This is a genomic window from Gottschalkia acidurici 9a (assembly GCF_000299355.1).
GTDB classification, from domain to species: domain Bacteria; phylum Bacillota; class Clostridia; order Tissierellales; family Gottschalkiaceae; genus Gottschalkia; species Gottschalkia acidurici.
In genome coordinates this window covers 2,927,756-2,952,650 of record NC_018664.1, presented here as the reverse complement: position 1 = coordinate 2,952,650, position 24,895 = coordinate 2,927,756, and the positions used below count along the sequence as shown (strand labels likewise).

The following is a 24,895-nucleotide window of genomic DNA, read 5'->3' as shown; positions in this document are numbered from 1 at the left end:
GCATATTTTGTAAAATGGACAACAAAAAATACTCCTACAAAGTAACAATTATAATAATTGTTACTTTGTAGGAGTCATCAGCTTTACGCATTTAATGGCGAACTCCATCGCCGTGAGTTTTCTTCAATAATATTAACACGTATTCTAGCACTTGTCTATAAGATTTATAATACAAAAGCAATAGTTACATAAAAAATACATTTTAAAACGTAATTAATAAAAATGAAACTAGTCTAATTAAAAGGTGGATATTATATAATAAAGGTGACTTAAGATTACATACAAAAAGAGAACTAAAATTATAGGGGCGATGTTTATAATATTTCAACAAAACCATTATATGAAATAACTATGCTAGACATTATAAAGCAAGCAGGTTTAAGTAAAGGTAGAATATATAGGTATTTTAGTGATATAAATGATGTAATTATAGAATTAATTAATAGAGAAACTTGTAGATATGATTATAAGAGTAATATTGATATCATTACTAATCACAATAATGAATATGAGATTATAATTGAGGATTTATTTGAATTTTTAGGTAAACATATCAATGAAAGTCCCGATATTTCAGGAAAATATTACCATAATATGTATGGGCATACTATAGCAATAGAATATAATAAAGCGAAGAAAAAGTCTAGTACTTTTCTTTAGAAAGCATTATAATTACCTTTGATTTAATAAGGGGGGGAGTAAGTCTATGTTTAATAGGACAGAGAAAGACGAAAGACAGTATCTACATGAGATATTGAAAAAATTGAAAGCAACATACCAGACTATTGACCAAAAGATATCCAGTTATGCCGATGAGATTCAAGAAACGAAGAAATATATCTGGGAAAACCTTGCGCAGATGGATCAAGCTGAAAAAGCGGCAAACCGTATTTCTGTACATGAAACCATTGATTTTGGAGAAAGAGCTATTGTCAAAAAACAAAAAATAGCTAAGCTGATAGAATCTCCATATTTCGGGAGAATCGATTTCCATGAGAATGGTGAAATACAAGAATCATCTTTTTACATTGGAATGCATTCCTTCGAAGAAGAAAGTGGGAACGAGATGCTGATCTATGACTGGCGTGCACCAGTTTCCAGCATGTTTTATGATTTTGAAATAGGCAAAGCATATTACAATGCACCCATGGGAAGGATTTGTGGTGATATTTGCTTGAAAAGACAATACAAGATTAAAAATAGTCATATGGAGTATATGCTGGAGAGTGCGTTGAATATAGGAGACGATGTTTTGCAAAAGGAGCTTAGTCGTACTTCTGATGAGAAGATGAAAAACATTGTAGCTACAATACAAAGAGAACAAAACAGCATTATCCGAAATGATAGATCGGAGATATTAATTATTCAGGGGGTGGCTGGCTCTGGAAAAACGTCCATCGCGTTGCACAGGGTTGCATTTTTGCTATATCGCTTCAAAGAGAAGCTGACTTCGAAAGATATCTTGATCATTTCGCCAAATCAAGTCTTCTCTGATTATATTTCAAACGTCTTACCAGAGTTGGGTGAAGAAGAAATCATGGAAATGGCAATGGAGGAAGTTGCAACAGACGAACTGGCAGGAAGGCTGGGTTTTCAATCCTTCAGCCAGCAAGTTACGGATTTGATGAGCTCAGGGGATAATAGAGCCATTGAACGCATCAGATACAAAGCTACTTTAGATTTTGTAAGAGATCTTGATTCGTATCTAGAGAAGGCAAACACTGAATACTTTTCTCCCGCGGATATTTGCATTGAAAGTATCAACGTATCAAAAGAGTATTTGATGATAAGCTTTATAACTCTAAAAAGGATGCCTGTAAAAAAACGACTGGAGAAAATATCAAAAGATATTATAGAAAACATAAAAACAAATGATGGTAAAAGAATAAGATATCCAATTACAAAAAAGATTAAGACCGCTATCCTTAAAATGTACAAATTCAAGGATGCACTTTCGTTATACAAGAATTTCTATGATCATATTGAAAATCCGAAACTATTCCAGTTGATACAGAAAGATAAACTTGAGTATGCTGATGTATTTCCTTATATATATACAAAAATGTTTTTCGAAGGATCGGAAACAGAATTTAAACATGTAAAGCACTTGTTAGTGGATGAAATGCAAGACTATACTCCTATACAATATGCAGTTATAAAGAAGCTATTTGACTGCAAAATGACGATTTTAGGCGACAGCTTTCAATCGGTTAATCCTCATAGTGCATCCTCGCTTGAGATTTTAAAAAGTGTTTTTGTGGATTCCGACTGTATGGAATTATGCAAAAGCTACCGCTCTACGATTGAAATCACAAATTTTGCACAGAAAATAAAAAGCAACAGCAAATTGATTCCAATTGAGAGACATGGTAAAGAGCCTATAATAAGGAACTGTGCAAATTTAGAGGGTCAATGGGAAGAGATCAGACATTTAATTAATGACTATTTAAAATCAAGCTACAGTTCCCTAGGAATTGTATGCAAAACACAAGAGCAGGCAGACGATATTTACCAACAAGTCAAAGATAAATACAACGATGTTTTCTTACTGGACTTTGGTAGCACTGAGCTTAAGGATGGAATAATTATTACAACAGCTCATATGGCCAAGGGGTTAGAATTTGACCAAGTAATAGTACCTTCCGTTTGTTCTGCAACTTATCATACGGATTTGGATAGAAGCATGCTGTACGTTGCTTGTACTCGAGCTATGCATCGATTAGATCTGACGTATTACGGAAAATTGACACATTTTTTATAATAAAGTACAATCAGTTATTTGCAAAACAGAAGCCAAAGTGTGCGCTAGGTGCTAGTCTGTCACTTATCGGGAAAGCTTCTAGATTACAAGACTTTGAAGCTGGTTAGATTAAAATTAAGGCATTTATCATTTATTGATAGTACGGTGAATTGTATCATAAATAAAGGAGAACTTTACTTGAGATGTTGATATAAATTATTTTGATATATGAATAAATAATACAAAAAATAATATGATTGATATTTTCGATAATATTATATACAATGTTACTAAAATAAATTTAGGAGGAATATTATGAAAGCACTTATTATAAAAGATATTAATTCAATACATCATCATCACTAGAGACTTGGTCTGTTGAGGCAGATACAAGTCTATTTGAGTAGGCTTGTATCTCTAGGTGATGATAAATTAAGTGCAATCATAATTTATTGAACCATGTGGGATATTTGCCTACATGGTTTTTTGTTGTGCAGAAATAAAATTAGATATGGAGTGAATGAGATGAGTAAGAATATTATAAAACCAAGTATATTAGCAGGATTTATGGAACTATTACCAAAAGAGCAAGAAATATTTAATGATATAGTAAATAAAATTACAGATGTTTATGAAAAAAATGGCTGTATGTCTATGGATACACCAATAATAGAGAAAGCAGAGGTTCTACTTGCTAAGAGTGGTGGAGAAACAGAAAAGCAAGTATATAGCTTTCAAAAGGGTAAAAATAACTTAGCATTAAGATTCGACTTAACAGTACCCTTTGCCAGATATGTAGCACAATACTATAATGATTTAATCTTTCCTTTTAAAAGGTATCAATTAGGAAAAGTGTATAGGGGTGAGAGAAATCAGAAGGGTAGATATAGAGAGTTTTATCAATGTGATGTTGATGTTATTGGTAAAGATAAGTTAAGTATATATAATGATGCTTGGGTTATAAGTTTAGCAGACAAAGCATTTAGAGAGATAGGAATAGAAAACTATGAGTTTCAAGTTAGTAATAGAAAAATATTAAAAGGAATACTAAGTGAATTAGAGATAGAAAACACCAGAGATGTAATGATCTTAGTCGATAAGTATGATAAAATTGGCTCAAAATGTTTTGAAGAGGAGCTTATAAGTATTATAGGTCATGAAAAAAGTAAATATTTAAATAGAATATTTAATATTCAAGGAACTAATCAAAAAATATTAGATGAATTATTGAAACTTGATATTAAAAATGAATATTTTATTGAAGGAATAAATGAACTAAGTCAGGTTAAATCAATGCTAGAAGACTTAGGTGTAGATGACGGACAATTTAGAATAAATCTAAAAATTATTAGAGGACTAGATTACTATACTGGAACTGTTTTTGAAACAGTACTAGTAGGAAATGAAAATTATGGTTCAATTTGTTCAGGTGGAAGATATGATAATTTGGCAGAAAACTATACAGAGAACTTATTACCAGGTGTTGGTATCTCAATAGGAATAACAAGATTATTTTTTGTATTAAAAGAAATAGGTTTTATAGAGAATTATAAAATAAAAAATAAATTAAATTATTTAATAATTCCAATTGGAGACACAATCGGCTATTGTATAAAGGTTATGAGATATCTACAGGAAAAAGGTTATGGTGTATCAGTATATTTTGAGGATAATTCACTGAAGAAAAAAATGAATTATGCTAATAAGCTAGGTATAGAAAATGTGATATTAATTGGAGAAGAAGAGATGATAAAAAATGAAGTGAAGATAAAAAATATGAGGTCTGGAAACGATAAAAAGGTTGATTACAGAGTGTTATAAATGATAAATTTAATGCTTATTAAAGAAATAAAAGTCTATATTATATCTATTGCGATTAGCCTTATCATAAATAAATAAGAAAAATATCTACATGAAATTAAATATTAAAAAACTTATAGAAATACTAAGTATGATATACTAACAACATGTATTAATTCGACGATTTTGGAGGTGGTAGTATGTTTATGAAACTGAAATATGAAAATAAACTACATAGTGCTTATACCCATGCAGAATAGTAGAAATGCAACGAACTGCGTGGGATAAAAAGTTGCATTAGCTGCCAATTCTGCACTTTATTTAACTAGTTAAGTAAAGGAGTAGGGATATGAAATATATTAATGCAGCAGATGTGCTTCCAAAAGAGTTATTGAACGAAATTTTGAACTATGTAGATGGGGAGCTACTATACATTCCGACTAATAGGGAAAAACGTAAGTGGGGAGAGAATAGTGGTTCAAGAGAATATTATAAGAAGCGTAATAGTGAGATAATCAATCAATATAAAAATGGAGCGACAATAACTGATATCGCTAAGAAATATTGTTTATCATATGATTCAGTAAGAAAAATAGTGAAAAAATGAAGCAAAAGAGATTTTACCATTTTGGTAAGATCTCTTTTTTAGATAGGAAAAAATAAATATATCTATTTTTAAGACTGTGATTATAGTGCTTTAAATTATAAAATAAATGTATAATTCATTAGTACTTTATAGCAAGTCCTAATATACATTCAACAAATATTTTATAAAAATTACATTAAGGAAAAAGATGTTCTAGACTATATTGGAATTAGACTAAATAACTTTAAAAATATTATCAAATACTAAGATTGATATTTTTTATTGAGAAGAAATAATAACTATAATCAAAGAATTCATATATTTTGAATAACGAAAAATTAATTTGTAAAGAATTCTTGATAAATACAAGGAGGAAAAATATTTATGATACATTCTTTTTTGATGGTTGGTCAATCGAATATGGCTGGTCGTGGATTTTTAAAAGATGTTCCTATAATTTGTAATGAACATATAAAAGTGTTACGTAATGGGCTATGGCAAATCATGATGGAACCTATAAACTATGATAGACCTTATGCTGGTATTGGTCCCGCTGCTTCTTTTGCAGCTGCATGGTGTAGAGAAAATAAAAATGAAGAAATAGGATTGATACCTTGTGCCGAAGGTGGTGCAAGCTTAGATGATTGGTCAGTAGATGGATCGTTATTTAAGCATGCTATACTACAGGCAAAATTAGCTCAGCAAAATAGTAAATTAGAAGGAATCCTATGGCATCAAGGTGAAAGTGATTCTATGTCGGGGCTCTATAAACTTTATCATGAGAAGTTTTTAAAAATTACTGAAGAATTTCGTAAACAACTTGGTGAGCCAGATATACCTATTATCATGGGTGGAATTGGAGACTATTTAGGAGAAGGTTTTTTAGGTGAATATTTTCCTGAATATTCCGAAATTAATCAGGAACTTCTACAGTTTGCTAATACACATAAGAACTGCTACTTTGTGACAGCATCAGGATTAACACCTAATCCAGACGGTATTCACTTAAATGCAGCTTCACAAAGAATATTTGGACTTCGATATTTTGAAGCATATGATAAACTTAAGCATATACTAGCTCCTCTGGAAGGTGAAGAAAATGCTATTAATATTGACAATGAAAGGGTTTTAACAAAAACTGAAAAGATGACAATACTAGAAAATCAATTTGCCGGAGGCCATATATCATTAGAAGAGTATCAGTTGAAAATGTCAAAAATAAATTGCTAGATAAGAACAATATGCCAGATAGGGAATTGTATAAGTTTAAGGAATTCTTTGTTTTTACCATTGAAGTTAACTAAGAGAAAAAAGCATACAACAACTATAGTCATCATCTACGGAAGCTTTAGTTTTAACTTGAATACTATAATATAAATGAAATAGTCTTTTCTTAAATTGTTGATATGAGTTATTTGGAAAACCAAAGTTTCATCTAGATCAAACTATAGGATTGACGTGGAGTAGTCTACTAAAGGTTTATTTAAAATGATCATAAAAAAATATTAGATTTATATAAGAAGTACTTTATTGAATATATAAATTTAGAAGTAATAAAGCTAGTAAAATTCAACACTTTATATTTCACAAGTTTTTTAAAAATATTATATTAAAATTGTCTAAGGTTATACTTTGGATAATAGTGAAAAGAATTATTCAATAAACTAAGAAAAGAGTATCTTGATTATATAGATACTCTTTTTTATATACAATATTGACAACGGAAAACATAAATGATAAAATACACTATTATAGCAATTATATCATAATATTTTAATCATATCACATTTCTAAATGAAAGTCAATAAATTTTGAAAGGAAGTTTTAATATGAAAGATTTTATTGATTTATTTAAGAATAACTTACTAGAGGAGCAAGTTTTTAATGACATACTCCAGTGTAATGAACATACAAGTGAATATGGATTAAAGCTCTCTACAGAAGATGTCAAAGAAATTATTAAAACGAGAAATATAGCACTTAAGAAAAGTGGAAGGATAGAATTTAATGGTCAAATTATAAATAAAATTGTTATAGCTTTCTGTGATTCTCCATATATATCACAATATAATTATAGTGATACAATAAATGAACTTGTGGAGATTTTTTATAACTATAAGAACGAAACCCTAGATTATATAAGTGATGATGAACTAATAGAAATTATGAAAGAGAGTTTTAATAACTATTGTCAGGGATCACTGGAGCTTTTAGAAGGAAAAGCATTATATAAGATTGCTGACAATATAAGAAGTGGTGTAAAAGATTATACAAATCTTGATAATGAAAAGGATTGATATAATATGAGAAACGTTAGCAATATTCAAGAATATGATCATCTTACAAGAGATAGCTTTAGTGATGAATATTTTTTTAAGGATGTTTTAGTGAATTGTTATGAGAAAGGAAAGCTAGATGAAAATGTTTTAAGCAATATCCATTATGAAAGAATGGAACTTCTAAAGGTAAAGTTAGAATATTATACAAAAGATGAGAGTAGTTCAGTTATGGTAGAAGTGGCTGAAAATATTTTACAATGCATTGACTATACTATAGGAATTTACTTAAAAACTTTTGATAATATGGATATGTTAATAGACGAGTTAAAGCATACTAGATTATCAGATATACTAAAAACGGGTCAGGATTTAATTAGTGCACAAGTATTAGAGTGTAAGAAATTGTTTAATAAAATTAATGATGACAAGCTTAGAATCGATAACTACTCATATAACGATACTATATACTATGGACTTAAGTTGTTTTTTAAAGAGTATGATATTTTTTTTGCTGCTCATGAAACTTCAGGATCAATAGATTATCAGCTTTGTATAGATAATATAAAATATACAGGTGTTGAATATATATATAACTATTTAGATAAATTGAACTTAGAAAATGAGTTCTGTAATAATTTTAACATTGATGAAATAAACAAGTTATTAAAGAGCTATGATAAAAAATGTGAACTGTTATTAATAAATGTATTTGAATTACTATTAATTAATTCACTAGGAGTAATCATCTGTGGAAGGGATTTGAATAATCTTAGTATTAATGATACTGAAAGAAAGTATATAAAAAATAAGTTAAAAAAGTTATCTTTAGAAAAATTACAAGAAGAGTTATTACAACATGCAAAAACATGCTGTAGTACTTTAAGTATTAAAAACGAAGCATTGATAAACTATATTAAAAAGTCAACATTAAAAGTAACTTCGCTAATAAGCCAAGGCATAGAATTGAATAGATTAGAGACAGTATTTATATCTTTTGATGAGGGAAATGAGGATGAAGCAATTGAATATATTGATGGAAAGAAAATGACAAATACTGAATTTAAAAAGTTAAGTGAAGAAATTCGGGATTGCTCTTTAATTGAAGATAAAATTACATTAATTAAAAATAAAATTAAGAGTATGGAAGATTTAGTAGATATGTTAAGCGCGGATTGTTTATTTGGAGATGAGTATATTTATTACTTTAAAAGCTTATCTCAAATTGAAATTATTCTTTTATCTAAGGATATATATGATTTAACTTTTGAAGATGAATATGAAAAAGAATGGCATTATGAATTTAAAAAGTATATGATGAGTTTGAGTGAAGAGGAACAGATAGCAATAAGAAAGCTTAGAGAAAGAATACATTATAAATAAAAAATCTAAAGATCGAAGTCACTTTGGCTATCAAGTAATGTATCATAAGTAAATGATATAGCTTGTTAATTATTTGTATCACTGAAGCTGTAGAATCTTAATGAAGAAATGTACTGTATATTAGACTAATTATAGAAAATATAATATGATATGATTAACAAGAATACATTGTTAAAAAATACCGTATTTAATATAAGATAAAAAAGAAATGGAGGCGAACTTCTGTGAATGAAATAAGTGATAAAGAAGAGGTAATCTTTTCAAATGAGCCATGGAAGATGGTTCTAGATTTCTGGTTTAATCCAAAAAATAAACCTTACTGGTTTAAAAAAGATGAAGCTTTTGATAATGAAATATACGATAAGTTTTATGATATCTGGCAAAGTGGATGTCAGGGACTATTATCGGACTGGCGTGTATCACTATATGGGCGTTTAGCAGAAATTATTGTATTAGACCAGTTTTCTAGAAACTTATGTCGTCAAAAGGCGTGTGCATTTACTCAGGATGGAATGGCCCTAGTCTTATCTCAGGAGGCGATAAGACAACCTGGCTTTACTGAAATGTTAGAAGAAGAAAAGAAGTTTATGATTATGCCGTTTATGCATTCAGAATCATCTGGAATACATGAACAAGCAGTTGTTCTATTTGAAGAGTTATCTGATAAAGAAACAGCTGAATATGAATATCGTCATAAAGAAATTATAGATCGATTTGGTCGTTATCCTCATCGTAATAAAGCTCTCAATCGTGAATCCACTCCAGAAGAGATTGAATTTTTGAAACAACCTGGCAGCAGTTTTTAGACTAATGAAATACCATCCATTGCATTAACACTATATGCTGAAAAGTTACCAAAACAAAGTGAAAAGTATTAAAAATTAAAATGCTTAATATATTAAGCATTTTAATTTTTTAAACATCAAAATCTTTTAGATTTTTAACTTTTGTCTTTAAGTTCACACTATCGAATCCCTAAAAATATAATAATTAGATTTTATAATGTAATATTAATATTTCATTAAAACTATAAAGGTCTATGAAGACCTTTATAGTTGGTAAAAAAGATAAAATATATCTCTAATTTGACAAGAATTATCTGGTTAGTATTTAACAATAAAATTTAATAGGTTAAATAAACTACTTCATGAGAGCTTTTACTATCTCCTCATGATCCTCCACTTCGTTTAAAGCATCTTGTTCATATGCAAGAAGTTCTTTAGGGAATCTTACTTGGTTTAGAATTCCACCCTGTTTCCACATATAAAGTTGATCTGTAACATCAGTCCCATTCTTATACACATAGGAAATAACTTGGATTCCATCTATTGTTATTAATCTGGCGTTAGCATCTTTCACTTCTTTGGAGTCAGGATTTTTAAGTTCTTTTTCTAAAAGATCATAATAGTAGGCATTTTTTCCTTGACGAAAACGTACCATTGATGCTGGAATGATGTCTTTTTTTCCATCACTATAAAATGTTTCAAGTGTTAATATACGTTGAAACTCATCAGGATAACTTGGGTTATAACCTTCACTTGTAAGAGACATTTTAGGTACAAGATTTTTCGGTAAAGTTAAAGGAAACTTAGGTGAAAAACCAAGAATATCTCCAGCTCTTATTAAATCTTTCTTATTAAATCTTTCTTATTATATATTCTTATACCAGTATCATAATGTTCATCTACAGATGTATATTTATCTTTATATATATCTTTAGGTATGTTTTTAGAATTTGTTAGAGAAAGTACCATTTGCTCTATATCATTCTTCTGAAGCTCTTCAAAATAAGTGTTATTTTCAGGTGAATCGATGCTTTCATACTTATGATAATATTGAACTCCATACCATATGCCTTCGTTATTCCATATAAAGTATTTAGATAACTTTTTGCCTTTTTCTTTAGGCTTATCAAGTTTTACTACCTTTTGGCTATCAGTACCAAAGTTCTCTATTATTTCTTCAGCAATATGGTCACTTTTTATCGTGAGATTTATACCATTTACATTAGAAATAGTCATAGGCTCTTCACTATAGTTTACTGTAACATTAATAGCTTCATTAGAACTAGATCTATAATGGTAGTTTTCATAGATATCTTTTAAATGAGGTACAAGAGTTTCGTTAGACACTAAAAACTCGAATTGTTTTCTAGGAGCAAAATAGCCAGTGTAGTCTTTAACAAAATTAATACTTACTAAGTTATCAATAGTTCTATGTGTAGTACCATTAGCAACTCCATTAACAATTATATTAAGTAAATTATATTCTGATGGTAAATAAGTAGGAACTTTAAATTCAAAGTTTACAAAATCGTGCACTCTATCTAAACGATCAAACTCATATTTAGTATCTGATAACTTAAAGTCATCATCATCTTTTTTTATTACATTTTGGCTTACAGATGCATCTGTACTAGGGTTTAGTATGTTATTGTCAGCACTTGCTACGGTCACAGAACCAAGTAACGTAAGTACCGCAATACTCATAGCAGACATTTTATAAGAACCTTTTTTAAAATGTTTTATCATCATAATTCTCCTTTCAATTTGGTTTCTATTTTCATAAAAATATAAGCTAAGGTTTTGCTTTTAGCTAATATTTATAAAAGATTTGAAAATATTTAATATAGTCATTCCATATTGCACTGATTCATCCTCATATAACAAGATATCTTTAAGACTTTTTTAAGAAAAGACTTATTTTTTGATTTTACATACCCATTATAAAAAACTAAAGGATAGTAAGGATAACTTCTCCTAGATTTCTCAAATGATATTACTTGCTTATTTAGAAGTTTATTTATGAAAGTTTTTATAGTTTGGTGTGACCAACTCATTTTATCTGATAAAGAAGATATAATTTCACTATCAGACAAAGGACTATTTTCCTAAAGAAGTTTCATAACCTCTATACAATGAAGTCTACAATTGTAAATTGGAAAAGTCAAGACTAACTTGAATGAAAAGGAAAAATAGAAATATATGAAAGAATAAACAGGTGATTCTAGGCTCTTAAACATATTAATTTATTTAGACAATGGTTATAAATAATATTAGAGAGAATTATATAAGGATTTAAATGTATGAATTAATGTAAGTAAATATAAAAGTAAAAAAAGGCATCCTTTACACAAGGTACGGAGAACTGTATCATAAATAACGTAGACTTTTTATATAAATGATAAAATAAACTATTTTATCAATAGTTTTTTTGAAACAGTTATGAAATAAGAAATCATGTATTTAATAATTATCAATAGCAAAATTTTTAGAAATGTATAAATTTATTTGAATATGGCAATGTCAGAAAGAGTAATAACAAAACTTATAGAGTTAGATTATGTATATAAAAAGGAGATGAATGGAATTAGGAGGAATCCAAATGGAATCAACAAAAAATAAGAATAAATGGACCATACTGACGATAGTAGTAATATCAATGTTTATGGCATCTTTAGATAGTAGTATTGTAAATGTAGCATTACCTAAAATGGCTAAAGATTTAAATGTGGAGACATCTAATATTCAATTAGTAGTGACAAGTTACTTAGTTGTTATAGCTGGGCTAGTGTTAATTTTCGGAAGGCTAGGAGATATGCTTGGAAAAACTAAGGTATTTAAGTTCGGATTAGGTTTATTTACATTTGGATCCTTGTTATGTGGTATAACAAGTTCTTTTCCATTATTAATTATAGCAAGAATAATACAAGCCACGGGGGCAGCTGGAACTATGGCTAATAATCAAGGCATTATTGCAGAGGTATTTCCTAAAAATGAAAGAGGAAAAGCACTTGGACTTTCAGCAACTACTGTAGCATTAGGTTCTTTAGTAGGACCAGGACTAGGTGGACTTATAGTAGGTACGGCTAGCTGGGAATTTATATTTTTGATAAATGTACCTATTGGCTTGGTAGCTTTATTTTTTGCTTTTAAACTATTCCCTGAAGGTCACAAAATAGCTAAGGGAAAGTTAGACGGTATAGGCTCTATACTATTAATACTTACTATAGTTCCATTGTTTGTAGCTTTAAGTCAAGGCTTAAGTCGTAGTTTTACGGATCCAATAATTTTATTAGGTTTTATAGTAGCAATTAGTTCCTTTATAGCATTTATTATTGTGGAAAAGAAAAGAGAAAATCCTTTAGTGGAGTTACAAATGTTTAAAAATAAATTATTTTCCCTAAGCATATTCTGTGCATTTACATCCTTTGTAGCAATATTTTGCAACAATATTATTCTACCTTTTTATCTTCAAGATGTAATGTCATATACACCACAACATGCTGGGTTAATACTTATGATTTATCCTTTGATTTTAACTGTAGTAGCACCCATTAGTGGACACTTATCAGATAAGATTGGTTCAGAGATATTAACTTTTATAGGACTAGTGCTTACAAGTTTAGGGTTGATGCTAATGTCTACTTTAAATGAAAATTCAGTTTTACTAAGTATAGTGATGTTTATGGGAACTATGTCTATTGGTGTTGGATTATTTCAATCCCCAAATAATTCTTTGATAATGTCAACAGTAGCAAAGGATAAATTGGGGATTGCAGGGAGCATAAATGCCCTTATAAGAAACTTAGGAATGGTATGTGGAATAGCCTTAGCTACAACACTTTTATATAGCAGAATGAGTTATAAAATTGGGTATCGCGTTACAGATTATGTAGTAGGAAGAAATGATGTATTCATATACGGTATGAAAACAGTATATATAGCTGCATCAATAATTTGTTTTGTAGGAACAATACTAACCTTTTTCAGATTGATTAGAAAAAAATAGGTGGAGCTAATAATTAATATTACTAAATATAAAAGGATGGATTAAACAATGAATAATTTAAAAACTTTTGTAGAAGAACTAGCAAACATGGAAGTTACTCCAAATGTATATAATCAGTACTCATATAAATGTCAAGAAAATTCCGTAAGAAGAAATAATCTACTAATTTATTTAAAGCAAATGTATAAGTTAAAGCCTAAAATTATACTTGTAGGAGAAGCACCAGGATACAGGGGATGTCGTCTTACGGGAGTTCCTTTTACTAGTGAGCATTTACTCATGAACAACATAGAGGGTCTAGAATTATTCGGAAAAGATAAAGGATACAGGTTAGCTGTGGAAAAAGATAAACTACTTAAAGAGGCAACAGCTACAATGATATGGAGGACTTTATTAGAGTATAATATGATGACACTATCTTGGAATGCGTTTCCCTTTCACCCTCATAAAAAAGATAATGAAGAGAGTAATAGAACTCCTTTAAAAAAAGAACTTTTAATAGGTGAAAAGCCTCTTCTTCAAATGATAGAAATGTTTAATATTCAAAAATTAGTTGCTGTAGGTAACAAAGCCCACGAAAATCTTAGTAAATTAGGTATCACCTGCGAGAAAGTAAGGCATCCCGCACAGGGTGGCAAAAATGAGTTTGTTGAGGGCATAAGATCGATAAAAGAAAAATTGGACATATAGAGTGTTTATATAATTATAAATATTTTCACTTTATGAAGTAATAGATTTAAAATTAGGTTTAGACAATCGAAGAACTACTTTATAGAAAATAAAGACATACAAAAGACTAAATTATAAATATTTTGTATGTCTTTATTTTATTTTTGAAAAAATTTCGTTAGATCATTATTCTATAAATTTTCCTATAAAAGTCTACTGGTTATAAATGTTCATAAAATGTTATCATATATATAATCATAATAATTATATTCGAAAGGAACAAACAGTAGTAATAGAGAAAATTAAAAATATATAATATAAGTAGATTTGATAATATGGAGGAATTATAATGGTTTACGCTAATGATGAAATAACTAAAGAATTTGAAGATGAAATAAGATACTTAAAACTTTTAGCCAAGCAATATCCAACTATAGCGGAAGTATGTACAGAAATAATAAACTTACAAGCAATATTGAACCTTCCTAAGGGGACAGAACACTTTTTAACAGATATTCATGGTGAATACGAATCTTTTAATCATGTCCTGAAAAATGCATCTGGAGTTATAAAGCGTAAGATAAAGGATTCTCTAGGCACATCTATAAGCGAAAAAGATGCGAAAACACTTGCAACTCTTATTTACTACCCAGAACAAAAATTAAAGATTATCACTGAACATGAGAAAAATATAGATGAATGGTATAGAGTCACTTTATATAGACTTGTAGAGATTTGCAGGCACGTATCTTCAAAATATACTAGACATAAAGTAAGAAAAGCTCTTCCAAAAGATTTCGCATATATAATAGAAGAACTCTTGCATGAACATCCTGATAGAATGGATAAAGAAAAATACTATAACGAGATAGTTAAAACTATAATAAGAATAGGAAGAGCTAATGAGTTTATAATAGCAATATCAAATCTAATTCAAAGATTAGTAATAGATAGATTACATATTATTGGAGATATATTTGATAGGGGTCCTGGATCTGATATTGTAATGGATACCCTTATAAATTATCATTCTGTTGATATACAATGGGGAAATCATGATATATTATGGATGGGAGCTGCTGCCGGAAGTGAAGCTTGTATTGCAACAGTCCTTAGAATTTGTGCTAGATATGTAAACTTAGATACTATAGAAGATGGATACGGAATAAACCTTCTTCCTTTAGCTACATTTGCTTTAGATTTCTATAAAGATGACGAATGCTTAGCTTTTAAACCTAAGGTTGGAGATAATATGAATTATAGTGAAAAGGATTTAAAGCTTGTATCTCAAATGCATAAAGCTATATCTATAATCCAATTTAAATTAGAAGGAGAAATAATTAAGAGACGTCCTCACTTAGGTATGGAAGATAGACTTTTATTAAATGAAATTGATTATGAGAAAGGTACAATCAACCTATATGGCAAAATGTACAAGCTAAATGATAATAAGTTCCCAACTATAAGTCCTAATAACCCTTATGAGCTTACTTCAGAAGAAAAAGAACTTATGGAAAGACTTAAGTCATCTTTTCTAAATAGTGAAAGACTTCAAAAGCATATCAGATTTCTTTTCACTAAGGGAAGTATGTATTTAAAATATAATTCAAATTTACTGTATCATGGATGTATTCCACTGAATGAAGATGGAACATTTAAGAAAGTAAAAATAGGCCGTACAGGAAGAGAATATAGTGGAAAGGCTTATCTTGATAGGTTAGAAACTTTAGTAAGAGAAGGCTATTTCCAAAAAGATGATCCTGATGTTAATTTATATGGATTAGATTTGACCTGGTATTTATGGACTGGATGCGATTCACCTCTTTTTGGAAAGGATAAAATGACTACATTTGAAAGGTATTTTGTAGATGATAAGGAGACTCACAATGAAAAGAAAAATCCTTATTTCAGAATAGAAGATAATGAGGATATATGCAATATGATATTTAAAGAGTTTGATTTAAATCCTGAGGTTTCTCATATAATTAATGGACATGTTCCTGTTAAAATAAAAAAGGGAGAAAGTCCTATAAAAGCAAATGGTAAGCTCTTAGTTATAGATGGTGGATTTTCAAGAGCTTATCAGGGAACAACAGGAATAGCTGGATATACTCTTATATATAACTCATATGGTCTTCTACTAGCGTCTCATGAGCCTTTTGAATCTACTCAAAAAGCCATTGAGGAAGAGCAAGATATTCTTTCAACTACAGTAGTTCTTGAGAGAGAAGTTGAAAGAAAACGAGTTGGAGATACAGATATTGGAGAGGAATTGAGAACTCAAATAAAGGATTTAGAAATGCTTTTAAATGTTTATAGAAAAGGAATTGTTAAAGAGCAGAAATAAAAAACTAGTATAGCATAGATTTAATAAAATAAGACTTACCTTATAAGGTAAGTCTTATTTTATTAAAATTTTAAGTTGGTTTAACTAAGCCCTATAGTTATAACCCTATTCGAAATTTGAGAAGAAATTGTAAAGTAATTTATCCTGAATTAGGTAAATATAAAAAGTGTTTTAAAGGAAAGTGATATTTATAGTATCAAGTTTATTAAAAAAGGTCTAGGAAAATAGCCTTTTATAAGAAAAGAGGCTTAAACTAATCTGTACATAAATAGATACGTTTAGACCTCAATGGATTAATTATATAAAAAAATTTTTAAGTTATCTTTATTATCAAGAGTAGCAAGTAAAACATTTTTTACTTCTGTTTGATATAAAAATTTCAATTTAGAAACAATCCAATCTTCAGTTTTGTCGAATTTTTTTAATTCTTCTAGATTAACTTTACCTTCTTTAACAATAGTTCTTGGAAAAGTATAAGGTTCTGTTTCTATATGTAAGGACGAAGGAGTAATTGGATTGTACTTTGGATGTAAAAAGACAGAGATTTTCCCATCGGGCTCCCAGGTTGCTAATGCTACCTTTGTCACATCGTCTACTTTTTTTTCACGTAGTTCCTCTAATAATACGTCAATTGATATTCTTGCTTTTTTTAATTTGTCATAAAGAATTTCACCGTTTTGAACAATTGTGATTGACGAATTACTAATCAGTTTTCTAATAAGTGGAAATTTAAATGTGCTGAATATTCCAACAAAATATAAGGTAACTAATACAAGTGTTGTAATAATAGAGCCTTTTAATCCAAGCCTTTCATCAGACAGTGGATGAGCGATGATATTGCCTATCACTATAGCAATAACAAAGTCAAGTAGTCTTAATTGAGAAATGGCACGTTGACCTAAAAGCTTTGCAACAGTTAACAAGAAGAAAAAAGCAATAATAGCACGAAGAGCCCACTCAATACTTGTAAGTGTCTCCTGACCATGTAAAAAATCCATAAAAAATATCTCCTTTATCTAAAAGATTTAATACTTATGTTATTTTAACCATTAACTGATGAAAAATTAAAGTAACTAGAGATGGATGTATAAACTAATCTTTTAACAAAATACAATAGAACTATGAGATTATTCTTTTTTTCCTATTATAAATAAGGTGATGAACTTTTGATTTTTCCCTTTAGTATGGAGATAAAGACAATTCTTGAAATCACACAATAAAAAAGTATTGAAAAACAATAAAAAACTATTGATTAACATGGGGTGTGATGATACTATAATAGTAATATATGGAATGGAGAGTGAGAAGAAAATACTATAGAAAAATCCATATCAGGTTTTTTAAAAGTTACATTCGACGATTTAATTTTAATAGAGATAGGAAAACTTATGAATTTATCAAAAAGTACTTTGCTTTCAAGCTACTAAAGATAGGCCAAATTGAAAAAATATATACGAAATCTATATCCTTTATAAGAGATATATCACCAATACTTTTAGTATATAAGTTAAAAAAGGCAGGAAAATGTAAGGGGGATAACGTGAAAATGAAAAAGAGTAACTTTCTAGATAGCATGTCTAGAGACATATTAAACAATAAGTATATAGAAGGAGATAATAGTGAAAGCATAGGTGAGAAAATAAAAGTTTTAGCTCTAGGATTAATAATAGGAATGGCATACGATGTTTTTTTTGTGGGCGAATTTATAGGCATATCAGCACTATTATTTATCTCTTTATTTATAGTAATTTCTGTATGGTCAGTTCACTCAAAAGTTAATTTATCAAATAAGCTAAGTTTAATATTTCTACTAACAATTATATTATTATCATTATCATATAGTATTTACAATAATCCGATATTAAGAGGACTAAACGCAATCATAATACCATTATTGATTAGCGGATACATATTATTAATAAGATATAAAAATATAAAAGAAATAAATATATCTTTTATTGAAAATACATTTACTAGATTAGTAGCTACACCTTTAGAGAACTTTACGAAAGGACCTGAATTCACAAAAAATATAGTGCAATCAAAAAATAAAGAAAATCCTGTTAGGAAAGCAGTAATTAGAGGACTTATAATTTCTATACCACTATTGGCTGTTATATTAGGGCTTCTTAGATCTGCAGATGCAATGTTTAGTTATCATATTAAAAATATAATAGACATCTTTAATTATATGAATATAGAAAAGCTGATAGGTCATACAATTGTCATATTATTTGTTACAAATTATTCTGTAGGTTTTCTATGGAGTTTAAGATGTGATGAGGAAATAGATAGTAATAAAAGAAAGATTGAATGTAAACTTAGTTGGAACTCTATAACGGTCTTAACTATTATATGTTGTATATCTATAGTTTACTTAATATTTAGTGTGGTTCAGATTTCATATCTATATGGAGATAGTGAAAATATTATTAAAAGCGGATTTACCTATGCAGAATATGCAAGAAGGGGTTTCTTTGAGCTTGTTATAGTCACTTTAATAAATTTTACTATATTAATACTAAGTATTAACTTTACAAAAGTAGATGGGAGAAAAGTAGCAGTTGCATTAAAAGTATTGTATAGTTTGTTGATAATATTTACTTTTAATATGATATTTTCATCATTCTATAAGATGAATCTGTATGAGCAAGCTTTTGGATATACTAGACTTAGGATACTTGTTCAAATATTTATAGTATATTTAGGAGCATTACTTTTAATAGTACTGTCTAAAGTTTGGAAAAAAAAGATAAAAGCTTTAAAGCTAGGTTTAATAGTTAGTATGGCTTTCTATATAGGTTTAAACTTTATAAATATAGATAAATTAATTATTAAAAATAATATTGATAGATATTTTGAAACAGGAAATATAGATATGGAATATATAACTAGTCTTTCATGTGATGGTATTGAAGAAATGGAGAGATTATTAAAAGTAGAAGATAACTATGTAGTAAAAGAAAATGCGAAAACATATATCAATAAAAAACAAGAAGAGCTAAATCAATACTATGATAAATGGTATGAATTTAATTATTATAAAAAGAAAACACAAGCAGTTAAGATTGGTTCAAAATAATGTACTAATAGAATAAGCATTTAGGCTGCTTGGTAATTTTATAAACTGCTGATATAAAGAGTAGCTTAAATATATAACTAGTATTAAAGGGAAGAGCATAACTATATAATTAAATAGATAATATAATAAATATAAAAAATAAACTGTGAAAGAAATATAAAATTATTACAAAAAGGATGCACAAATCTAGTTGAAAAAAGTTTATCAATAAAGAATAGTAACGTGAATAAGGATAACTGAACAATTAGCATAAAAAATAAAATATAATTCATTTTGAGCAAAGAAACCACTTAAAAAAGAAACATTTTACAACTATTTTACAACTAGAATATAGTTTATATATACATTCACTATATAATGAGATTAAATAAAAAATGAAATCCATTGGAGGAAATGAATTATGAAGCTTAATAAAATAAAAAAAGGAATACCAATAGGTGTAATTACAGGGGTACTAATATTATCAGGTTGTCAAAGTACAGAAGCTGTAAGAAAGAATGTATTAATGACAGAACAAACTAGTTTTCAAAATACATTAAATTCTCAAAGTATAACAAAAGAAAGAGCAAAAGAAATAGCTATAAAGTTATTCGAAAATTACTTTGATGAAGAAGTTGATGTAAAGAATTTATTCGAAAAAGTAGAACTTCTAAAAATAGGGGATGAATATAACTTTAAGAATAAAAATCACTGGAGCATTTCTTGGTCAACATTTGATCGTAGCAGGTTAAAAAATGTAAAGAATATGACTAAGGACGAGGTAAAAAAGTTAAATGAAGATTGGCATAACAACAAAACTTACCATGTAAAAATGGAAGAAAAAAATGGAGAAATTATAGAAATTGGAATAATTGACGAAAAAGCTAGAAACCAAAATATGGCAATAGAAGAGTTGAAAGCAAAGGAAATTGAAACAGAAGATGCTAAAAATATTGCACTTGATTACATAAAGAAAAATAAACTTGTAGATAACATAGAAGGATTAGAGTTTCTAGGTGACATAAGAATAAGTCCAGACTTATGTACTATAGCATATAAATATGGTGAGAATAAGGTTATAGAAGTATTTGTAGAGTCCCTTTCAAGAAAAGTAACTGGATTTGGCTATGTAGATGAGCAACAGGCAAAGGACGCAATAGAAATCAATAAAGACTACAAGACTAAAGGTATACTTGGATAAAAGGAATATATGCTTAAGTAATAAGGTATTGCAATTTTGCAATACCTTATTACTTATTGTACCTTTAATATATAATAGAAGGTAATTTGAAACGTACAAGGAGAGTGTATCTTTATTGGAAAAGATATTAATAGTAGAAGATGATTTAGGAATTTCAGACTTGATAAGACTAAACTTAAATATGGTAGGTTATGAGACAACACAAATTTATGATGGAGAGGAAGCTTTAAGACTAATAGGAGAAGAACAGTTTGATTTAATCATTTTAGATATTATGATTCCGAAATTAGATGGATTTAGTTTGATGGAAAGAATAAAACACCGTAGTATTCCTGTAATTTTTTTAACTTCTAGAGACTCTCTTTCAGATAAAGTGAGAGGACTTAAAATGGGAGCAGATGATTATATTGTGAAACCATTTGAAGCAATTGAACTTTTAGCAAGGATAGAAGTAGTCTTAAGAAGGTATGGTAATAAAAGAGATATTTTATATTTTAAAGACTTGGAAGTATTCATAGAAGAAAGAATTGTAAAAAAGAATAGTAAAGTAATAGATTTAACAGCAAAGGAATTTGAACTTTTAATTATGCTAGTTAAAAATAAGGGTATAGCTTTGTCTAGGGACAAGCTATTAGAGACGATATGGGGATATGATTACTTAGGAGAAACAAGAACTATAGATATGCATGTTCAGAAACTCAGGAAAAAATTAAATCTAGGTAATAGTATAAGAACTGTATATAAAGTAGGATATAGATTGGAGGACTAGATGAAATTTTGGCAGAAGATACTTATATACTCAGTAATATTATTCTTGGTTGTATTTAATATAGGAGCTTATATTCTAATAGATAATAGTTATAAACTAAACTTGAAAAGAGAAATAGATAGGGGCCTTAGCGAACACTTAAGCATATATTCTGGAGTAAGAAGCAGTATAATTTCAATAAAAAATGCACTAGATTATTCCTTTGGAAGAGAATTTATATACTTTACGCTTAAAGACTATATGGAAGTTTTTAATGGTAAGAAGATATATATAGAAGTTTTAGATAATGATAATAATGAAGTTTTTAGCAATATTAATTTAAAAGTGAAACAAGAAAGAGTAGAGCTTAAAAATCCTCTCTTAGATAAAAGACAATATATTATAAGAGATGTAGGAGATAAAACTTATATATTTATAACTAGTTTACTAGAAGCAAATAAGGAATATTTTAAATTTACATATATAAGAGATATAAGTTATGTGTATGAAGATAAGAGAAAACAATATGTTCTTTTTATTCAATTACAGCTTGTAATTTGTATAGTTTTAGCTATAGGCATGTATATTTTAAGTAAATACATAACAAAGCCAATTAATAAACTAATAGATACTACGAAAAATATAAAAGATGGAAATTTCTCAGAGCGAGTTAATATAAAGTCTAATGATGAAATAGGTATCTTATCAGATCATTTCAATGATATGACATATGTTATTGAAGAAAAAATATTTGAACTAGAAAAAAATGTAGAGCAAAAGCAAAGATTTATAGATAATTTGACCCATGAACTAAAGACTCCACTAACCTCTATAATAGGGTATGCAGAGTTTCTAATATCAACTAAACATAACGAAGAAGTATTTTTTTTAGGAATGAATTACATACTAAACGAGGGAAAGAGACTTAAAAATCTTTCTGAAAAAATGATGGATTTAATACTATTTAAAAAAGAGAACTTTATAATGAAGAAAGAAAATATAAAGAATATACTTTTAGAAACAAAAGAAATTTTAAATAATAAAATAGAAAGCAAAAATATAGATTTAATTATATATGGAGAAGAGTACGAGATATTAGTTGAAAAGGACTTAATAAAAAATTTAGTGGTTAATCTAGTAGATAATGCTATAAAGGCATCTAATGATAGCTCTAAAATTTATCTAAGTGTATATAAAGATATAGATTTAAAAGTTATCCTTGAAGTAAAGGATGAAGGAATAGGAATATCTGAAGATGATTTACCTAAAGTTTTCGAACCTTTTTATATGGTAGATAAATCAAGGGTTAGAGCAAGTGATGGCTCAGGAATTGGACTTTCTATTTGTGCTGAAATAGCAAACGTTCATAAATCTAAAATAGAAATAGAGAGCAAATTAAATCAAGGAACAATAGTAAAAATTATATTCAATTAGTAGAGAGGGTAATTTACTACTTATTTTTATAAACCGACTAAATTAATAAAACTTAAAATAAAAAACTATATAAGTAGGGAAGAAGAGAGTATATATGAATCAACGATTTCCGTTTTGAAGTGCAAAATAAAAAGATATCATAATAATAACATAAAAACAGCGTTAATATTCACGTATATTAACGCTGTTTTTTGTCACTCTGCTTATCTAAAAAAGGCATATAATCGTAATCACGACATATACACAGGATTCTAATTTGATAGCCAAAGTATCATTAGAAGAAATATTAATTGCTGTTTTAGTAGAGAATTTACGAGAAACTTTTCTTAAAGCATTAAAAATTACCCAACCAACGATAGCTCCTATAGTATTCATTATTAAATCATTTATATCTGTAGCACGATTTCTTACAAATAGTTGTCCGATTTCAATGAATAAGGAGAAAAATAGTCCATAGTAAAAGGTTGACCAAAAGTTACGATATTTTTCCCATAAAATGGGTAATAGAAATCCCAAAGGCATAAATAATACAATATTAAGTATATTTTCAATTCCAAATCCATATTTTAAAGGTATTAAATTTATATTAGGGTTAAATATTGGGTTATTAAACCTTAAAGTTATTTTTAAAGTAATATTAAGGTACAATATAAAAAAATATCCCAAATGGTAGCGACACTTAGGCATGACCCACCCCTCCTGAACCTTATGTTCAGGAGGGGTGGGTCATGCCTAAGTGTCGTCGAAGACTTTTTAAAGCTTTGATTAACCTTTTTTGAAAGGTTATGGGTGAAGCCGTAGGCGAGAGCAAAGCCCTTATCTTTTACCTCGTAGGGCAAGTTACCAATTTATTTGGTATAGCTTGCCTATACCATTTAAAGATCGATAGAGAAAAGAAATAAAAAAGAAAACCAAAATAGTAAAAAGCACTTTTAATACCTATATACGTATTGAAAGTGCTTTTTATTTTATATGAAGGTTTACATTTTCAATGAAAAGTACCTTCTTAATATATAAGACAAAATAGTCGACTAAAGTAGTCTTAAAAAACTAAGGAGGTTTTATTAATGGCAAAAGTATTTTTAGATGTAGGACATGGTGCACATGATCCAGGAGCAGTAGGTAATGGTTTACAGGAAAAAAACATAGCATTATCAGTTACATTAAAAATTGGAGACATATTAAGAAAACATGGAGTAAGTGTAAGTTATTCTAGAACTACAGATGTATTTTTAGAGCTTGCAAGCAGAGCTACAAAAGCAAATAGCTTAGGGGCAAATGTATTCGTTTCAATCCACTGCAATTCATTTAGCAGTTCATCAGCAAAAGGGGTAGAAACATACAGTTATCCAGGTAGTACAACAGGAGCTAAATTGTCAAAAAATATACAAGATAGCATAATTGCAAGTAAAGTATATACAGCAAATAGAGGAACAAAAACAGCAAACTATGCAGTATTAAGATTAACAAAAATGCCAGCAGCTTTAGTAGAGTTAGCATTCATTAGTAACGCTCAGGATGCTGACATACTAAGAAATAGACAAAATGAATTAGCAGTAGCAGTAGCGAAGGGTATTTTAAGCAACCTTGGCATAGCATATAACGGTGGTTCTGGTGGTTCTTCAGGTACACTATACAAAGTACAGGTAGGTGCGTTTAGTGTAAAAGCAAATGCAGATAGTCTTGTAAATGAACCTAAATCTAAAGGATATAGCCCTATAGTAGTTCAAGTAGGTGGACTATATAAAGTACAGGTTGGAGCGTTTAGTGTTAAAGCGAATGCAGATAGTTTAGTTCGTGAACTAAAGGCTAAGGGATATGAAGCTATAGTAGTATCTTCTTAAATAGAAATAGCATTA

At 28.6% G+C, this 24,895-nt stretch carries 21 protein-coding genes and 1 riboswitch; of the genes, 16 read left to right on the top strand and 5 right to left on the bottom strand.

Annotated elements, in window-relative coordinates:
- Positions 1-61: 61 nt before the first annotated feature.
- Positions 62-121: riboswitch (Fluoride riboswitch) on the bottom strand.
- 200 nt (positions 122-321) lie between these two features.
- The 8 genes from CURI_RS14010 to CURI_RS13975 all read left to right on the top strand — a co-directional run bounded on the left by CURI_RS14010 (position 322) and on the right by CURI_RS13975 (position 9,591).
- The gene (locus CURI_RS14010) at positions 322-660 is read left to right on the top strand and encodes a TetR/AcrR family transcriptional regulator (protein ID WP_228370494.1); all 339 of its coding nucleotides are present in this window, start codon (positions 322-324) and stop codon (positions 658-660) included.
- Between the two features lie 46 nt (positions 661-706).
- A complete protein-coding gene (locus tag CURI_RS14005) occupies positions 707-2,761 on the top strand; it encodes a HelD family protein (RefSeq protein WP_014968929.1) in 2,055 nt (684 codons plus the stop codon).
- 504 nt (positions 2,762-3,265) lie between these two features.
- Complete coding sequence (hisS, locus tag CURI_RS14000; RefSeq protein WP_014968928.1) at positions 3,266-4,561, top strand: histidine--tRNA ligase; 1,296 nt, start codon at positions 3,266-3,268, stop codon at positions 4,559-4,561.
- Between the two features lie 328 nt (positions 4,562-4,889).
- Positions 4,890-5,147 (top strand): helix-turn-helix domain-containing protein, encoded by a 258-nt coding sequence (locus CURI_RS13995; protein ID WP_014968927.1) that lies wholly within the window; start codon positions 4,890-4,892, stop codon positions 5,145-5,147.
- 363 nt (positions 5,148-5,510) lie between these two features.
- A complete protein-coding gene (locus CURI_RS13990) occupies positions 5,511-6,356 on the top strand; it encodes a sialate O-acetylesterase (RefSeq protein WP_014968926.1) in 846 nt (281 codons plus the stop codon).
- 599 nt (positions 6,357-6,955) lie between these two features.
- Positions 6,956-7,423: a DUF6323 family protein gene (locus CURI_RS13985; protein WP_014968925.1), complete on the top strand. Its 468-nt coding sequence runs from the start codon at positions 6,956-6,958 to the stop codon at positions 7,421-7,423.
- A gap of 6 nt (positions 7,424-7,429) precedes the next feature.
- Positions 7,430-8,785, top strand: a complete 1,356-nt coding sequence (locus CURI_RS13980; RefSeq protein ID WP_014968924.1) for a DUF6179 domain-containing protein — start codon at positions 7,430-7,432, stop codon at positions 8,783-8,785.
- A 224-nt stretch (positions 8,786-9,009) separates the two neighbouring features.
- Complete coding sequence (locus CURI_RS13975) at positions 9,010-9,591, top strand: DUF924 family protein (protein WP_014968923.1); 582 nt, start codon at positions 9,010-9,012, stop codon at positions 9,589-9,591.
- Between the two features lie 334 nt (positions 9,592-9,925).
- Here the strand turns inward: CURI_RS13975 and CURI_RS13970 are convergent, their stop codons facing one another.
- The 3 genes from CURI_RS13970 to CURI_RS13960 form a co-directional block, all read right to left on the bottom strand.
- Positions 9,926-10,336: a hypothetical protein gene (locus CURI_RS13970; protein WP_014968922.1), complete on the bottom strand. Its 411-nt coding sequence runs from the start codon at positions 10,334-10,336 to the stop codon at positions 9,926-9,928.
- A gap of 71 nt (positions 10,337-10,407) precedes the next feature.
- Positions 10,408-11,316, bottom strand: coding sequence for a hypothetical protein (locus CURI_RS13965; RefSeq protein ID WP_041701838.1), 909 nt, complete (start codon positions 11,314-11,316; stop codon positions 10,408-10,410).
- A gap of 101 nt (positions 11,317-11,417) precedes the next feature.
- Positions 11,418-11,663 (bottom strand): BlaI/MecI/CopY family transcriptional regulator, encoded by a 246-nt coding sequence (locus tag CURI_RS13960; protein WP_014968920.1) that lies wholly within the window; start codon positions 11,661-11,663, stop codon positions 11,418-11,420.
- 506 nt (positions 11,664-12,169) lie between these two features.
- Here CURI_RS13960 and CURI_RS13955 point away from each other — a divergent pair.
- The 3 genes from CURI_RS13955 (at position 12,170) to CURI_RS13945 (ending at position 16,592) form a co-directional block, all read left to right on the top strand.
- Positions 12,170-13,576: an MFS transporter gene (locus CURI_RS13955; RefSeq protein ID WP_014968919.1), complete on the top strand. Its 1,407-nt coding sequence runs from the start codon at positions 12,170-12,172 to the stop codon at positions 13,574-13,576.
- Between the two features lie 48 nt (positions 13,577-13,624).
- Positions 13,625-14,266: a uracil-DNA glycosylase gene (locus CURI_RS13950; protein WP_014968918.1), complete on the top strand. Its 642-nt coding sequence runs from the start codon at positions 13,625-13,627 to the stop codon at positions 14,264-14,266.
- 328 nt (positions 14,267-14,594) lie between these two features.
- A complete protein-coding gene (locus CURI_RS13945) occupies positions 14,595-16,592 on the top strand; it encodes a fructose-bisphosphatase class III (protein ID WP_014968917.1) in 1,998 nt (665 codons plus the stop codon).
- Between the two features lie 293 nt (positions 16,593-16,885).
- Here the strand turns inward: CURI_RS13945 and CURI_RS13940 are convergent, their stop codons facing one another.
- A complete protein-coding gene (locus CURI_RS13940) occupies positions 16,886-17,590 on the bottom strand; it encodes a DUF421 domain-containing protein (RefSeq protein ID WP_014968916.1) in 705 nt (234 codons plus the stop codon).
- Positions 17,591-18,138: 548 nt separating this feature from the next.
- Here CURI_RS13940 and CURI_RS13935 point away from each other — a divergent pair.
- From CURI_RS13935 to CURI_RS13920, 4 genes are all read left to right on the top strand, one after another.
- Positions 18,139-19,674, top strand: a complete 1,536-nt coding sequence (locus CURI_RS13935; protein ID WP_041701837.1) for a DUF4153 domain-containing protein — start codon at positions 18,139-18,141, stop codon at positions 19,672-19,674.
- 400 nt (positions 19,675-20,074) lie between these two features.
- Positions 20,075-20,854, top strand: coding sequence for a hypothetical protein (locus tag CURI_RS13930; RefSeq protein ID WP_014968914.1), 780 nt, complete (start codon positions 20,075-20,077; stop codon positions 20,852-20,854).
- Positions 20,855-20,969: 115 nt separating this feature from the next.
- Positions 20,970-21,623 carry a response regulator transcription factor gene (locus tag CURI_RS13925; RefSeq protein ID WP_014968913.1) on the top strand — a complete coding sequence of 218 codons (654 nt, stop codon included), beginning with the start codon at positions 20,970-20,972 and terminating at the stop codon, positions 21,621-21,623.
- Positions 21,624-23,036 (top strand): sensor histidine kinase, encoded by a 1,413-nt coding sequence (locus tag CURI_RS13920; RefSeq protein ID WP_014968912.1) that lies wholly within the window; start codon positions 21,624-21,626, stop codon positions 23,034-23,036. It abuts the gene before it with no gap.
- A gap of 207 nt (positions 23,037-23,243) precedes the next feature.
- On the opposite strand, the gene CURI_RS13915 is transcribed toward CURI_RS13920, so the two are convergent.
- On the bottom strand, positions 23,244-23,723 hold the full coding sequence (locus tag CURI_RS13915) for a VanZ family protein (protein ID WP_014968911.1): 480 nt from the start codon (positions 23,721-23,723) through the stop codon (positions 23,244-23,246).
- A gap of 380 nt (positions 23,724-24,103) precedes the next feature.
- Here CURI_RS13915 and CURI_RS13910 point away from each other — a divergent pair, with 380 nt between their 5' ends.
- Positions 24,104-24,880, top strand: coding sequence for an N-acetylmuramoyl-L-alanine amidase (locus CURI_RS13910; RefSeq protein WP_014968910.1), 777 nt, complete (start codon positions 24,104-24,106; stop codon positions 24,878-24,880).
- The last annotated feature ends 15 nt before the right edge of the window (positions 24,881-24,895 follow it).

Excerpts from the sequence above, each read along its gene's own strand:
- CURI_RS13955 (WP_014968919.1), top strand. The coding sequence starts at position 12,170 with ATGGAATCAACAAAAAATAAGAATAAATGGACCATACTGACGATAGTA.
- CURI_RS13935 (WP_041701837.1), top strand. The coding sequence starts at position 18,139 with ATGAAAAAGAGTAACTTTCTAGATAGCATGTCTAGAGACATATTAAAC.
- CURI_RS14005 (WP_014968929.1), top strand. The coding sequence starts at position 707 with ATGTTTAATAGGACAGAGAAAGACGAAAGACAGTATCTACATGAGATA.
- CURI_RS13930 (WP_014968914.1), top strand. The coding sequence starts at position 20,075 with ATGAAGCTTAATAAAATAAAAAAAGGAATACCAATAGGTGTAATTACA.
- CURI_RS13985 (WP_014968925.1), top strand. The coding sequence starts at position 6,956 with ATGAAAGATTTTATTGATTTATTTAAGAATAACTTACTAGAGGAGCAA.
- CURI_RS13995 (WP_014968927.1), top strand. The coding sequence starts at position 4,890 with ATGAAATATATTAATGCAGCAGATGTGCTTCCAAAAGAGTTATTGAAC.
- CURI_RS13915 (WP_014968911.1), bottom strand. The coding sequence starts at position 23,723 with ATGCCTAAGTGTCGCTACCATTTGGGATATTTTTTTATATTGTACCTT.
- CURI_RS13910 (WP_014968910.1), top strand. The coding sequence starts at position 24,104 with ATGGCAAAAGTATTTTTAGATGTAGGACATGGTGCACATGATCCAGGA.
- CURI_RS13980 (WP_014968924.1), top strand. The coding sequence starts at position 7,430 with ATGAGAAACGTTAGCAATATTCAAGAATATGATCATCTTACAAGAGAT.
- CURI_RS13950 (WP_014968918.1), top strand. The coding sequence starts at position 13,625 with ATGAATAATTTAAAAACTTTTGTAGAAGAACTAGCAAACATGGAAGTT.
- CURI_RS13970 (WP_014968922.1), bottom strand. The coding sequence starts at position 10,336 with ATGTCTCTTACAAGTGAAGGTTATAACCCAAGTTATCCTGATGAGTTT.
- CURI_RS13965 (WP_041701838.1), bottom strand. The coding sequence starts at position 11,316 with ATGATAAAACATTTTAAAAAAGGTTCTTATAAAATGTCTGCTATGAGT.
- CURI_RS13920 (WP_014968912.1), top strand. The coding sequence starts at position 21,624 with ATGAAATTTTGGCAGAAGATACTTATATACTCAGTAATATTATTCTTG.
- hisS (WP_014968928.1), top strand. The coding sequence starts at position 3,266 with ATGAGTAAGAATATTATAAAACCAAGTATATTAGCAGGATTTATGGAA.
- CURI_RS13990 (WP_014968926.1), top strand. The coding sequence starts at position 5,511 with ATGATACATTCTTTTTTGATGGTTGGTCAATCGAATATGGCTGGTCGT.
- CURI_RS13940 (WP_014968916.1), bottom strand. The coding sequence starts at position 17,590 with ATGGATTTTTTACATGGTCAGGAGACACTTACAAGTATTGAGTGGGCT.
- CURI_RS13945 (WP_014968917.1), top strand. The coding sequence starts at position 14,595 with ATGGTTTACGCTAATGATGAAATAACTAAAGAATTTGAAGATGAAATA.